The sequence below is a fragment of the Inhella inkyongensis genome, from assembly GCF_005952805.1.
GTDB lineage: Bacteria > Pseudomonadota > Gammaproteobacteria > Burkholderiales > Burkholderiaceae_C > Inhella > Inhella inkyongensis.
This window is the reverse complement of sequence record NZ_CP040709.1, coordinates 3,950,189-3,962,019: the sequence shown is the minus strand read 5'-3', so window position 1 is coordinate 3,962,019 and position 11,831 is coordinate 3,950,189. Positions and strand designations below refer to the sequence as shown.

9 protein-coding genes are annotated in these 11,831 nt (G+C 66.1%); 4 read left to right on the top strand and 5 right to left on the bottom strand.

What is annotated here, in order from left to right; translation table 11 throughout:
• Positions 1-7 precede the first annotated feature (7 nt).
• A complete protein-coding gene (locus tag FF090_RS18530) occupies positions 8-1,573 on the bottom strand; it encodes a peptide MFS transporter (RefSeq protein WP_138858149.1) in 1,566 nt (521 codons plus the stop codon).
• Positions 1,574-1,954: 381 nt separating this feature from the next.
• On the opposite strand from FF090_RS18530, the gene FF090_RS18525 reads away from it, so the two are divergent.
• A complete protein-coding gene (locus FF090_RS18525; protein WP_138858148.1) occupies positions 1,955-2,893 on the top strand; it encodes an ABC transporter ATP-binding protein in 939 nt (312 codons plus the stop codon).
• Positions 2,893-4,176 carry an ABC transporter permease gene (locus FF090_RS18520; protein ID WP_138858147.1) on the top strand — a complete coding sequence of 428 codons (1,284 nt, stop codon included), beginning with the start codon at positions 2,893-2,895 and terminating at the stop codon, positions 4,174-4,176. Before FF090_RS18525 ends, FF090_RS18520 begins: the two co-directional genes overlap by 1 nt.
• 14 nt (positions 4,177-4,190) lie before the next feature.
• Here FF090_RS18520 and FF090_RS18515 read toward each other — a convergent pair whose 3' ends face one another.
• The 4 genes from FF090_RS18515 to FF090_RS18500 all read right to left on the bottom strand — a co-directional run bounded on the left by FF090_RS18515 (position 4,191) and on the right by FF090_RS18500 (position 10,153).
• Positions 4,191-5,924: a diguanylate cyclase domain-containing protein gene (locus FF090_RS18515; protein WP_138858146.1), complete on the bottom strand. Its 1,734-nt coding sequence runs from the start codon at positions 5,922-5,924 to the stop codon at positions 4,191-4,193.
• A 79-nt stretch (positions 5,925-6,003) separates the two neighbouring features.
• On the bottom strand, positions 6,004-7,044 hold the full coding sequence (locus FF090_RS18510; protein ID WP_138858145.1) for an ABC transporter substrate-binding protein: 1,041 nt from the start codon (positions 7,042-7,044) through the stop codon (positions 6,004-6,006).
• A complete protein-coding gene (locus tag FF090_RS18505) occupies positions 7,044-7,838 on the bottom strand; it encodes an exodeoxyribonuclease III (RefSeq protein ID WP_138858144.1) in 795 nt (264 codons plus the stop codon). Before FF090_RS18505 ends, FF090_RS18510 begins: the two co-directional genes overlap by 1 nt.
• A gap of 62 nt (positions 7,839-7,900) precedes the next feature.
• Positions 7,901-10,153 carry a TonB-dependent receptor gene (locus FF090_RS18500; protein ID WP_138858143.1) on the bottom strand — a complete coding sequence of 751 codons (2,253 nt, stop codon included), beginning with the start codon at positions 10,151-10,153 and terminating at the stop codon, positions 7,901-7,903.
• A 297-nt stretch (positions 10,154-10,450) separates the two neighbouring features.
• On the opposite strand from FF090_RS18500, the gene pyrE reads away from it, so the two are divergent.
• Together pyrE and FF090_RS18490 are read left to right on the top strand one after the other, a co-directional pair.
• A complete protein-coding gene (gene pyrE / locus FF090_RS18495; protein ID WP_138858142.1) occupies positions 10,451-11,110 on the top strand; it encodes an orotate phosphoribosyltransferase in 660 nt (219 codons plus the stop codon).
• The gene (locus FF090_RS18490; protein WP_175423726.1) at positions 11,100-11,819 is read left to right on the top strand and encodes a hypothetical protein; all 720 of its coding nucleotides are present in this window, start codon (positions 11,100-11,102) and stop codon (positions 11,817-11,819) included. The genes pyrE and FF090_RS18490 overlap by 11 nt, the downstream gene beginning before the upstream one ends.
• Positions 11,820-11,831: the final 12 nt, after the last annotated feature.

The following is an 11,831-nucleotide window of genomic DNA, read 5'->3' as shown; positions in this document are numbered from 1 at the left end:
GCGGAGCTCAGTGAACGCCGTGCATCCATTTCTTCATCTTCGGGGTCAGGGCGATCAACACCAGGCCGGCCACCGAAGGCACGACGAAGAAGATCATGAAGAAGGTCGACATCGAGTAGGCCTTGGAGATCTCGTCGATGTAAGAACCGCTCTTTCCGGCCAGCCAGTTGGCTACCGAAGAATTCAGGAACCAAACGCCAAACATCAGGCCCAAGAGGCGCACGGGCGCGAGCTTGGAGATGTAGGACAGGCCCACCGGCGACACGCACAGCTCGCCCATGGTGTGCAGCAGGTAGGCGATGACCAGCCACATCATGCTGACCTGGGCCGTCTTGGCGCCGGGCTCGATGCTCAGCGCGCCATAGGCCAGGGCCGCGAAGCCCAGGCCCAGCAGGATCAGGCCGACGCCAAACTTCACCGGGCCGCTGGGGTTCCACTTCTCTTCCCACATCTTGGAGAACATGGGGGCCAGCACGACGATGAAGAAGCTGTTGAGCACGCCGAACCAGGTGGCGGGCACTTCGCTCTGGTCCATCAGGAACTCGCGGCCCAGCATCCAGATGCACAGGCCCCAGAGCACGGCAAAGGCGACCGCCAGCGACAAATTGGCATGCCAGACCTTGCCGCCGGTGTTGCGATAGAGCCGGAACAGTAGCCAGGACAGGATGATCAGCGGCACCACGGTCATGGCGGTGTTGATCAGCTTGAACAGCAGGCCCGAGGTGCCGATCAGGGTGCGGTCGGTGTAGTCGGCGGCAAAGATGGTCATCGAACCGCCGGCCTGCTCGAAGGCAAACCAGAAGAAGATGGTGAAGAAGCTGAAGACGAAGATGGCCTTCAGGCGGTCCACCACCACATGGCCCGGGGTGTCGTCCAGGGCCTCGGCCTTGGCGAGTTCGGCGGCCTTGGCGGCGTCCACCTTGTCACCGATGCTGCCGAACAGCGAGCGCGAGAACCAGAACTGCAGCGCGCCCAGGATCATGAACACGCCAGCCAGGCCAAAGCCCAGATTCCAGGAAATCTTCTCGCCGATGTAGCCGCACAGCGAGATGCCGAAGAAGGCGCCGGCGTTCACACCCATGTAGAACAGGGTGTAGCCGCTGTCGCGCCGGCCCTCGTTGTCCTTGGTGTAGAGCTGGCCGACGATGGCCGAGATGTTCGGCTTGAAGAAGCCCGTGCCCAGGGCGATCAACCCCAGGCCGGCATAGAACATCGGCACCGTTTCCAGGAACAGCGAGATGTGGCCGGCGGCGATGATGAAGCCGCCCCACAGCACCGAGCGGCGGGTGCCCAGGTAGCGATCGGCCAGGTAGCCGCCCAGGATGGGCGTCAGATAGGCCGCCATCGTGTACCAGCCATAGAGGCTGGTGGCGTCGGCGCGGGTCCAGCCCCAGCCGCCCTTGCTGACTTCGCTGACCAGAAAGAGCACCAGCAGCGCGCGCATGCCGTAGTAGGAGAAGCGCTCCCACATCTCGGTGAAGAACAGGACAAACAGCTGATTGGGCTGGCCCAGGATGTCGGTGGTGTTTTGCCGTGCGGCAGCAGTGCCGGCGGGCAGGGTGGCGGTATTCATGCAATCTCCAGATGCGACGCTGCCCGTGCATAAGACGGGCAGCCTGGGCGCGATTGTCCCGGTCTGCTGCGCCCTCGGCCCTGCGGGCTGTCCCGGGGGTGCGGGAAGTCACTGGGAGGCTGCGGCGCTTCCCCGCAGGCGCTGCAAGGCGCCTGCGAGCGCGCCAACCAGGCCGGCATCCTGAACAGCGCGGTGGCCACGGCCTCGCGTGCGGGCAAGGTGTCCACTGGCGGGCGCTTGAACGTCAGCGGCTTCTAAGCGACCCCTCCGTCCACGCCCCCGGGCTGCCATTGGCGCGGCCCGGGGGTGTTTTGTCGTCCGGAAGGGCCTGAGCGCTACCGCACTGCCTAGCATTCGCCCCAACTCTGAGATGGGGGCGATATGGACACGGTGTTGGAGGCCCAGGGCCTGCACAAGCGGTATGGCGAGCGCGTGGCGGTGCAGGCGGTCAGTCTGCAGGTGCGGGCTGGCGAGTTGGTGGCTCTGTTGGGGCCCAATGGGGCGGGCAAGTCCAGCACGGTCGGGATGGTCAGCGGTCTGTTGCGCCCGGATGCCGGACAGGTGCGGGTGGCGGGCGCGGCGCTGGATCAGGCAACCGACAGCGCCAAGCGCCGCATCGGCCTGGTGCCGCAAGAGATCGCGCTGTTTGAGGACTTGAGCGCGCGCACCAATCTGCAGGTGCTGGGGGGGCTCTACGGCCTGGATCGCGCATCGGCCACAGCCCGCGCCGACGCGCTGCTGGCTTGGGTGGGCTTGAGCGAGCGGGCCAAGGACAAGCCGGCCCACTTCAGTGGCGGTATGAAGCGTCGTCTGAACATCGCCGGCGCGCTGATGCACGACCCGGATCTGATCTTGCTGGACGAGCCCACGGCCGGCGTGGACCCGCACAGCCGCAACGCCATCTTTGAGCTGCTGGAACAACTCAAACGTCAGGGCAAGGCGCTGATCTACACCACCCATTACATGGAGGAGGCCGAGCGTCTGGCGGATCGCATCGTCATCATCGACCACGGTCAGGTGGTGGCCGAGGGGCGCCTGCCTGAGTTGTTGGCGCAGCTGCCGGTGGCCCAGACCCTGAGCCTGCAGCTGAGTGCGCCCCCTGACGTGGCGGCCCTGCGCGCGCTGCCCGGCGTGCTGAGCCTGCGCTGCGAGGGATTGCAGTTGCAGGTGGGGCTGAGCAATCTGGACCTGGCCGCGGCGGGCTTGCTGCAGGCCCTGGCGGGCTGTGGCGTGCAGCAGGTGCACAGCGCCCGGGCCAGCTTGGAGGATGTGTTCTTGTCCCTGACCGGACGCGCGCTGCGCGATGGGGAGATGCGCTGATGACTGCCTTGATGAGTCTGGTCCGCAAGGATCTGTTGCAGTACCTGGGCAATCGGCGCGCGCTGCTGATCAATTTGCTGGCGCCCATCTTGATCGCGGCCTTTTTCGGCAGCTTGTTCGGCGGCAAGCCTTCGGGCAAGCCGGCCCCGGTGCCGCTGGCCGTGGTGGATCAGGACGACAGTGCGCTGAGCCACCGCTTGTTGACCGTGTTGGCGGCCGAGCCGCACTTGAGCCTGCAGAGGCTGGCGCCGGAGCCGGCCTTGGAGGCTGTGCGTCGAGGCACCCTGCGGGCGGCCCTGATCTTGCCCAAAGGCTTTGGCGAGCAGGCCGGTTTGGCTCTGTTTGGCGCCGGCCCGCAGCCGCAGTTGGCGCTGCACATCGACCCTTCGCAGCGCAGCACCCTGGCCCTGGTGCAGGGGCTGCTGACGCAGCACTTGATGGCCGAGGTCAGCCGCAGTGCCATGAGCCCGCAGGGCGCCAACTGGCAGCGCTTGCGCGAGCAAGCGGCCCAGGCTGACATGCCCACCGAGCAGCGGGCCGAACTGGCGCAGTTGTTCGACAGCGTGGCCAAGGTGCAGGCCCGCAGTGCTGCAGGGGGAGAGGGGACGGAGGGTGTGGGCCAGGGCCTGCGTTCGCCCTTTGCATTGCAGGAGCACGAGGTCACCGCCAAGGGCCAAGAGGCGGGCTACAACGGCTATGCCCACTCTTTTGCCGGCATGGGGGTGCAGTTCATCTTGATGCTGGGGGTGGAGATGGCCGTGGCCCTGTTGCTGATGCGGCGCCAGGACCTGTGGAAGCGCCTGCGTGCGGCCCCGTTGTCGCGCGGCACCCTGCTGGGGAGCCGCGTGCTCAGCACCGCCCTGATTGCTCTGTTCAGCTTTGTGCTCATCATGCTCGCCGGCATGGCGGTCTTCGGGGTGCGTGTGCTGGGCAGTGGGATCGGCTTCGCCTTGTTGCTGGTGAGCTTTGCGCTGTTCACCGCCAGCTTCGGTCTGCTGGTGGCCGCGCTGGGCCGCAACCCCGAGGCCACGCGCGGTATGGCCATCCTGGCCACCTTGCTGATGGTGATGTTGGGCGGCGCCTGGGTGCCCAGCTTTGTATTCCCAGAGTGGCTGCAGACCGTCACCCTGGCCATGCCGACCCGCTGGGCGGTGGATGGGCTGGACGCCATGACCTGGCGCGGCCTGGGCCTGGAGGCGGCGTGGGCGCCGTGTGGGGTGCTGCTGGGGGCCAGTCTGCTGTGCGGCCTGCTGGCATGGTGGCGCTTCGACTGGGAGGAATAAAGCCGCGAGCCGCGCTACGCGGAAAACTCGGCCCGCTGCCGCCCGCCCGTCTTCGCGCGGTACATGCCGCGGTCGGCCGCGGCGATCAGGTCGGCGGCGGTCTGGCCATCGTGCGGATAGCGGCTGATGCCGATGCTGCCACCGCATTGCAGAGCCTGCTGGGCATAGGCGATGGGCTCGGCCAGCGCGGCCAGCAGCTTGTCGGCCACGCGCTGTATGGCTGCGTCGTCGTGGCCCCCATCCAGCAGCACGATGAACTCATCGCCGCCGATGCGGGCCACGGTGTCGGCCTCGCGCACCATGCCGTGCAGGCGTTGGGCCACGGTCAGCAAGACTTGATCGCCGGCGGCGTGGCCGTATTGATCGTTGATCTGCTTGAAGTGATCCAGGTCGATGAACAGCAGGGCCAGCTCGCCCTGGCTGCGCTTGGCATGAGCCAGCGCGTGGTCCAGGCGATCGAGGAACACGCGGCGGTTGAGCAGGCCGGTCAGGCTGTCGTGGCTGGCCAGATGGCCCATCTCGCGTTGCTGCGCCTCCAATTGGCCAAAGCGGTTCATGACCTGCTGCTGCATGGCCTGCACGCCGCGCGCCAGGGCGCCGACCTCGTCATGCCGTTTCACGGGCAACTCGCCGCCGCCGCGGCCCTCGGCAAAGTCGGCCAGGGCCTGGACGATGCGGTTCAGTGGCTGCACCAAGGCTCGCGCCAGCAGCACCGCAGCGAGCATGGCCAGCGCCCCAAAGACGGCCACCAGCCGCAGGGTGCTCAGCGCCAGCTGCCGGGCTTCGTGCTCGATGGCGTCCATCGACTGGGCCAAGCCCAGGATGAAGCTGTGCTGGAGCCTCAGTCCGGTATCGGGTTGCCGCACGAAGGCGGCAAGCAGACCCGGCGTGCTGCCGGGGGCGCTGCGGGCCAGCACGTCTTGCGCCGGGCTGCTGCCCTCAAACAGCGCCGCGCTGTCACCGAACTCATCCTGCACGCGGGCCCGCTGACCGCGATCAAAGGCAAAGGCCTGGCGCGGCTCGGGGTGGATCAGGTAGTCGCCCTCGGTATTGATCAGGAACAGGCGCAGATCGGGCGGTAGATCGGCAGCCAGCTGACGGAACAGGCCTTCCAGGTCCAGATTGATGACCACCACGCCGCGCACCTTTTGCTGGGCATCAAACACCGGGGTGGCCATCTGAAGCGTGGGTCGCTCAACGCCGGCGTGGCTGCCGGTTTCGTGGTTGATGCGGGCCGGTGACATATAGATCGAGCCGCGCACCAAGCCCAAGGTCTCCAGCACATAGGGCAGATGCCCTTTTTCCTGCAGCTCGTCGCCCACCACGCGCAGAACGCCTTGCGGGTGGCGGTCCACACGCAGGCGTTCCAGGCCATGGGCCTCGGCGTCGATCAGGCGCATCTGAAAGTACTCGGGGTGGGTCTCCACCAGACGCTGCAACAGCAGCGCCACGTTGTCCTCCAGGCGCTGTTGAATCGACGGATCGCTGCGCATCAGCAGATTGGCCACCGCAGGGTGCTCGGCCAGCATCAGCAGATCGCGGGAGACGTCCACCAGTTCGACACTGAGTTGCCGGCCGAGCACGCGGGTGGCGGTGAGCAGGCGCTGCTCGGCCGCGCCCACCAGCATTGCACTGCTGGTGCGGTAGCTGGAGTAGCCGGTCAGGCCGGCGGCCAGCAGGCCCAGCAAGGCCATGGCCAGCGCCAGGCGCGCGCCCAGTCCCAGCGACCCGGGGCGCCTCGGAGTCATGGGCCGGCCCACCCGGCGATGCGCGGCACCCGTCCCAAGGGAGCGACGCACACCCTGTGGAGCGGTCGAGTGGCGGTGCTCATGGCCGCAACACGCGTTCGGCGCGGTCGCCCGAGCGCACCCGCGCCCACAGGCGCTCGCGGCGGGCGGCGTCTTCCACCGGTTCCAGCCAGATCAAGCGGCTGGAGCCGGCCGGGCTGCCCTGGGCGCTGACCGTGTTGGCCAGGCCCTGGCGTTCCACCAGCAGGCGACTGGCTTGAGGCCCCAACAAATGGGCGATCCACTGGTGCGCCAGCGCGGGGTCGCGGCAGGCCTTGGTGAGCGCCCAGCAGTCCAGCCAGGCCAGTGCGCCTTCGCGCGGTAGCGCATAGCCCACATCGGCGCCGGCCAGTTTGAGCTTGGTGAGCTGCTGGCTGCCGTAATTGGCAAACATCAAGGCGCAGCCGTGACGACGAAACAGCTGGGTTGCTTCGTCCGGCTGGCTGTAAAAGCTCAGCACATTGCGGCGCAGCGCAATCAGGCGCTCGACGGCGCGGGGCCAGTCGGCATCGCTCAGGCGGAAGGGGCTGGGCAGGCCCAAGCTCTGGGCTGCCAGCGAGAAGTTGTGGCCGCCGGTGTCAAAGCCCAAGACCTTGCCGCGCCAGCGCGGGTTCCAAAGTTCCGCAATCGACTCTGGAGGCTGGCTGATTTGGCGCCGATCGAAGATCAGGCCCATCTCTGCGTAGGTGAAGGGCACGCCATAGATCTGCAGGCGACCGGACAGACGGCGTGTCAAGCCCGGCAGCGCGCTGGCATCGCGGAAGCGTGGCAGCTGCGGTGGTAGGGCTTTCAGACGGGTCTCGTCCAGGGCCTGAACCAGGCCCTCGTTGACGGCGCGCTGCAGCTCGGCCGTGTTGATCGCCAGCACATCGAAATCACCCTGGCGGCGCAGGCGCTGCCACAGAGCCTCGTCGGAGTCGATGACCGTGAGTTCGACCCGGACGCCGTGTGCGCGCTCAAAGGCCTGCACCACCTCGGGCTCGGCATAGCCCGGCCAGGCCAGCACCCGCAGCGCCTTGCCCGCCCAAGCCGTCGGCGCCAGCGAGGCCAGCGGCAGGACGACGGCGTGGCGGCGGTGCATCAGATCTCGAAGTCGTAGTCGATGATCAGCGGGGCATGGTCCGAAAAGCGCGGCTCCAGGTGGATCTTCTCTTTTTTCGCCAGCGCGGCGAGTCCCGGTGTGGCAATTTGATAGTCCAGCCGCCAGCCCACGTTTTTGGCCCAGGCCTGACCACGCTGGCTCCACCAGGTGTACTGCTCTTCTTTCTGGTTCAGGGTGCGAAACACATCGACCAGTCCGGCGCCTTTGTCCGTTGACCCAAATAGTTGATCCAGCCAGGCGCGTTCCTCGGGCAGGAAGCCACTGTTCTTCAGATTGCCCTTCCAGTTCTTCAAGTCGATTTCCTTGTGGGCGATATTCACATCAGCCACAAGAATGAACTCGCGCTCGGCCTTGAGCGCCTGCAGGTGGGGGGCCATCTCGGCCAGGAAGCGGAATTTGGCGGCTTGGCGTTCCTCGCCACTACTGCCGCTGGGGAAGTAGCAGGAGATCAGGCTGAGCTTGCGCCCCGGCTTGTCAAAGCGCTTCTCAACCCAGCGCCCTTCGGCATCGAACTCGCTGGAGCCGTAGCCGATCCGCACATCCGAGGGCTCTTCATGGGTGTAGAGCCCGACGCCCGAGTAGCCCTTCTTCTGGGCGTAGTGGAAGGCACCTTGCAGGCGGCCGCAGCGCGGGAACTGCTCCTCAACCACATCGGCCTGGGCTTTGAGCTCTTGCACGCCCACCGCGTCGGCGCGCTGGTGGCTCAGCCACTCGAAAAAGCCTTTGCTGGCGGCTGAACGCACACCGTTCAGATTGGCAGTGATGAAGCGCATGAAAGAGCCAAAGAAAAAGGGCGCGCGAGTATCGCGCGCCCTGCTTCAGCTCAAGACAAGGATCAGAAGTTCGCGCGGAACTGCATGCCGTAGCTGCGCGGCTCGTTGATGATGCCGGTGAGGTTGTTGAAGTCGATCGCGGCGATCAGCTGCTGGCGGTTGGTGAGGTTGCGCACATAGGCCGAGACCTCGTAGGCACCGTTGTTCCAGGCGTAGCCGGCGCGCAGACCACCTTCCAGCATGGACTTGGCGCGGTACTCCTTGGCCTCGTAGAGGAACATGTTGTAGGCCGCCTTGTAGGCCCAGTCGGTCAGCACGTAGAAGTCGCCGCCGAGCAGCTCGGTGCTGTACTTCAGGGTCCAGTTGGCGACCCAGCGCGGGGCACGCGGCAGGTCGTTGCCGTTGATGGACACCGTGCCCGGGAAGGGACCGGCGGGGTCCAGCACCGAGCAGGGTGCGCCGCACTTGGAGACGAACAGGCTCGGGTCCTTGATCTCGGTGTCGTTGAAGCTCAGGCCCAGGGTGGTGCGCCAGTCAGCGGCCAGGATGGCTTGGGCGTCGATTTCGAAGCCCCGGCCCACGGCCTTGTCGACGTTGACCAGGCGGTTCTGGTTCACCGCGCCGCTGCCTGCGGTCAGCTGCAGATCCTTGACGCGGTAGCTGAACACGGTGGCGCTGATGCGCGCGGTGTTGTCCAGCAGATCTGCCTTGAGGCCGGCCTCGACCGACAGCGCCTTCTCGCTCTCGGCCACCGAGATCGAGTCACCAAAGAGCACGCGACCCTGGATCGAAGGTGCGCGATAGCCGGTGGCCACGCGGGCGAACATCGAGGTGGTCTTGCTCAGGTTGTAGTTAGCGCCCAGATCCCAGCTGAAATTGCTGGCGCTGGGGTTGGCCGTCAGCACCCCGGCAATCGGCGGCGAGAACGGCGGCGCAACAGGCTTGGAAGCCGAGAAGTCCTTGCTGTCCTTGGTGTAGCGCAGGCCACCACGAACCTTGAAGCTGGGCGTGAACGCGTAGTTCACGCTGCCGAACAGGGCATAGGCCTTGGAGTCCTGGTGTTGGACGGCGTAGCCATTGTTTGGGTTGCCCGGGGCGAAGCTGTCGAAATTGAAGCTGTCAACTTGCAGCTTCTCATTGAAGTAGTAGGCGCCGGCAATCCATTGCATGGGGTCCTTGGTGTTGGACTCCAAGCGGAACTCCTGCGTCATCTGGCGCAGATAGGGCAGGCCGTCGGCCGTCTCGGCCGCGAAGGGGATATTGGCCAGTTGGCCGCCATAGTTCGGGCCCGATCCGGTGGGCAGGAACACCGCACCGAAGCCGCCGTCCACGTCGCCCCGGCTGTAGAACTCGGCGCGGTCGTAGGCGGTGATGGAGTGCAGGGTCATGCCGTCCATCTCCCAGCGCAGGCGGGCGCTGGCACCGTAAGACTTGAGCGTCTGGACGTTCAGACCGTCGCTGGCATAGACCGACGAATCAAAGCCATCCACCAGCTCATTGGTGCCCTGCTTGATGATGTTGGCGCGGAAGGTGGTGGCATTGCCCTTGTAGTCGCGGCCCTGCACCTTGAACAGGCCATGGAAGCCACCGTTGCGGTAGCTGGCCTGCACGCGCGCGGCCTTGTCGTTGAAGCCTTCCAGGTCCTTTTCACCCGTGGCGCGCGGGTTGTGCACACGGTCGTCGGCACGCTGCATCATGGCCGAGGCGCGCATCGCCCAGTCGCCCATCGGCACGTTGACGGCGCCTTCCAGGTTCAGGGCCTGGAAGCGGCCGATGCCGATGCTGGCATAGCCCTCATGGCGCTTGTTGGGCTTGACCGAATCGAACTTCATCACGCCTGCGGGCGAGTTGCGGCCGAACAGGGTGCCCTGGGGACCACGCAGCAACTCCACTTGGTCCACGTCAAAGACCGGGAAGCCCTTCAGCATGGGGCTTTCCTGCACCACATCGTCAAACACCAGGCCCACGGGCTGCGAGGCGTTCAGATCGAAGTCGGTGTTGCCCAGACCGCGCACATAGAAGCGTGGGAAGCTACGGCCGAAGTCCGACTCGATGTTCAGACTGGGCACGCGCGCCGACAGCGCGCGGATGTCCTGACCGCTGGCGCTATAGGTTTCCAGGGCCTCGGCCTTCATGGCCGAAATGGCCAACGGCACATCCTTGAGGTTCTCGACCCGGCGACCGCCGGTCACGATCACGGCCTCGAGCTGGGTGGGGTCCTTCTTGGCCTCTTCGGTGGCCGGTGCGGTCTGGGCTTGCAGGGTCGGCAGGGCGCTGGCCAGGGCCAGCGCGATCAGGGTCGGGCGATGCTTCATCGTTGGGACTCCGGGGGGGTTGGGCCGGGCTGAACCGGCGAAATGGCGCTGACTCTAGCGAATCGGAAGGGGGCAACCCGAGACTCGATCGCATGCAGTTTTGGCATACAAAACTGCATACAACTCAGCATACGCAGCTCTGCTCTAGAGAGAACCTTCTGGAATACCCCTAAGCGGGGCGTAAGCGGCGTCAGCGCATGCGTCGCCGGGTTGATGCGTGTTCACCACAAATGCGCCGGCGGGCTGTGGGAGCCGGCCACCTGGGGCGTGTTGAGAGTCTGCCTAGAATCATTCGCAATGAGCCCAGATCAAAACGCCCAAGACTTTGTTGCCTTTGCCGTTCAGGCGGGCGTGTTGCGCTTCGGCGAGTTCAAGACCAAGGCGGGGCGGATGAGCCCCTATTTCTTCAACGCCGGCTTGTTTGACGACGGCGCCACGATGGGGCGTTTGGCCTCGGCCTATGCGCAGCGGCTATTGCCCCATGTGGGCGAGTTCGACCTGATCTTCGGCCCGGCCTACAAGGGCATCACCTTGGCCGCCACCCTGGCGGTGGAACTGGCCCGGCTGGGTCACAACAAGCCCTTTGCCTACAACCGCAAGGAAGCCAAGGACCACGGCGAGGGCGGCAGCCTGGTGGGCGCGCCTCTCCAGGGGCGGGTGTTGATCGTGGACGATGTGATCAGCGCCGGGACTTCGGTGCGGGAGTCCATCCAACTGATCCGCGCCGCCGGTGCCACGCCGGCGGGCGTGGCCATCGCGTTGGACCGCCAGGAGAAGGCGGCCGAGAACGGCCAGGACCTGCCGTATTCGGCCGTGCAGTGGGTACAGCGCGAGCTGGGCCTGCCGGTCTGGGCGATTGCGGGCCTGGGCGATCTGCTGGGCTTTTTGCAAGGCGATGCCGGCTTGGCCGAGCATGCGCCGCGGGTGCAGGCCTATCGGGACCGCTATGGCGTTTGAGCGGCTTCGCCTGCTGGGGGTGCTGATGGTGCTGGGCGGCTTGAGCCCGGCGCAGGGGCAGAGCCCGGGTGCCGACGGCAGGATTTACAGCTGCGTCACCAGTGACGGCCGGCGATTGACCTCGGATCGGCCCATCGCGGAATGTCAAACGCGCGAGCAGACCGTGCATCGCAAGGATGGCTCGGTGCGCGGCCGGCTGGCTCCGGCGATGTCGCCGGAAGAAAAAGCGGCCGCGGATGTCAAACAGCGTGAGTTGGATGCGCAAAAGGCTGCGCTGGCCGATGCCGCCCGTCACGACCGCAATTTGCTGACCCGCTACCGCAATCAACCCGTCCACGACAAGGCGCGGGAGGCGGCCTTGGACGACATCATCAAGGCCACCGAGATCAGCGAGCGCCGGCTGAAGGACCTGGCCCGCGAGCGCAAAACCTTGGATGACGAGGCCGAGTTCTACAAGGGCCGCGCCCTGCCTGCCAAATTGAAGCAGCAGGTGGACGCCAACGATGCGGCGGTGGAGGCCCAAAAGCTCTTCATCGAGCAGCAGGAGGCCGAGCGTGTGCGGGTGAACCGCCGCTACGACCTGGAGCTGGCGCGCTTGAAGAAGCTGTGGGCGGGCGCAGCGCCGGGCTCCTTGGGGCCGGCGCCGACTGCGCGTGACTTTGAGGCCGAGCCCACTGGAAAGCCGGCCGCCAAAGCGGCCAGCCAGTGAGCTCCGTGCGTC